The organism is Xanthomonas sp. JAI131, assembly GCF_013410075.1.
GTDB classification, from domain to species: Bacteria; Pseudomonadota; Gammaproteobacteria; order Xanthomonadales; family Xanthomonadaceae; genus Xanthomonas_A; species Xanthomonas_A bonasiae.
Genome location: NZ_JACCCN010000009.1, coordinates 1 through 1,694, shown reverse-complemented (window position 1 = coordinate 1,694; position 1,694 = coordinate 1). Strand labels below are relative to the sequence as shown.

The following is a 1,694-nucleotide window of genomic DNA, read 5'->3' as shown; positions in this document are numbered from 1 at the left end:
GTAGCTCATGGCGGCGGACACGGACGGATCGACTTCGCAGCGTGCGGTTTGCTGGCCTCGTGCGTTATAGGTCCATGCGCTCTTGGCCGCCGTGGCACCGGCGGCATCGAGCACGATCCGGGTCAGCGGCACGCGTAGGCTGGTATTCCACGTGGTGTTGGTCGTGCGCTGCTGTGCCGTGCCCGAAGCGTCGATCTGCTGGGTGAGCAGGCCACCGGCTGCATAGGTGGTCTTGGTGATGTTGCCCTTGAAGTCGGTCGTCGAGGCAGGGTAGCCGTTGGCATCGTAGGTCAACGACTTCCACGGCTGGTTGCATTGCTCGCCGCACGCCACACTGGCACCGGTCGGCTTCAAAGCGCCATAGCCGCTATCGGTGTAGCTCAGGAATACCTTTGTGCCCAATGGCGAGGTGACCGTGGCCGGGATGCCCCAGTTCTGGGTCGAGGCCGCGTATTCGACCGTCGTGGCGTCGACATTGCCAGCGAAGCTCGACGAAATCGCCTTGCCGCCGCTGGCGTAGCTTGTGCTCTCGAAACGAACGCCCTTCTCGTCGATAACCCCGGTCAGGGCCGTGGGCAGGTTGGCCTTGGAGGTGAGCGTTTGCTCGTTGTAGACGTATTGGCGCGTCTTGCCATCCGGGTATTGCACGGAGGTCAGGTTGCCGGTGGTGTCGTAGCCGTAGGTCAGCGTGCCGCCATCCGGCAAAGTGACCGTGCTCAGGCGGCTATTGCTGTCATAAGCGAAGCTCAGCGAGCGGCCACCCGCGTCGGTCACCCGCTGCAGCAGGTTGGGTGGGGTCTTGGTGCCGGGCACCGTCGGCGGATCGCTGTAGTCCAGGGTCAGCACCGTCTGACCCATGCGGTCGAAGACCGAGCGCAGCAGGCCAGCACTGTCGTAGATCTCCGTCTGCTGCGTGGCCCTCACATCCAACGCAAAGCCCAGCAACAGGCCTGCGCTGTCCCGGCGCTCGGTGAGGATGTCGGGCATGTCCGGATCTGTCGTCCACACCCCGTTGCTCAGGCGGAACCGTTCCACGCCGCCATCCGGACGCCGCGCCTCGACCCGGCTGCCGCCGTTGGCGACGCCAGACAACATGACGTCCAGCGTGCGCTCGAACGAGTGGCGCCACTGCTTGCCCAGCGCGACCGAGGTGACGAAGGTCTTGCTGTTGTAGAAGCGGCGCAGCGTCAGCCAGGTCGGCGAGTCGTAGTCGGTGTCCTGGCGGAACATGTTGCCGGTGGCGGTGTTGATCGGGTCGCCTTCGAAGGAACTTCCCCGATGCACGCCACCCTGCTTCAGCGCCGCGTCGCCGCTGCTGCCATGCGGGCCCGTGTTGTCGCCCTGCTGGCCCAGGCCGCCGGTGCACATGGTGTTGCAACTGCCCGCATTCTTGGCTGGCGACCCCTGGCCTGCGATGTTGTCGTTCGCATAGACCCGCCCCCACTCTCTCCCGTTTGAATAAACATAGGCAGCAGTGAAACCGTCGCTGTAGGAATCGGTAATGACAGGCGGGTTGACGCAACCTCCCGTGCCGCTTTCACACAGCCGCATGATCCCGTCATGGATGAACTGCACCGCTTGACCAACCGTCGGAAAGGCGGCCGAGCCGCTCGTAGAGTTGGCCGAATAGGGTGGCCCGTATTGCGGCTGCGGCGCCGCGTAGCTCAGCGGCGAAACCAGCATCCCGGCAAGCA

The 1,694-nt window shown here is 64.6% G+C and carries 1 protein-coding gene; it reads right to left on the bottom strand.

Annotated elements, in window-relative coordinates; all coding sequences use genetic code 11:
* On the bottom strand, positions 1-1,694 hold a 1,694-nt coding region (locus HDC36_RS23270; RefSeq protein WP_179571234.1), incomplete at both ends, for a DUF6531 domain-containing protein.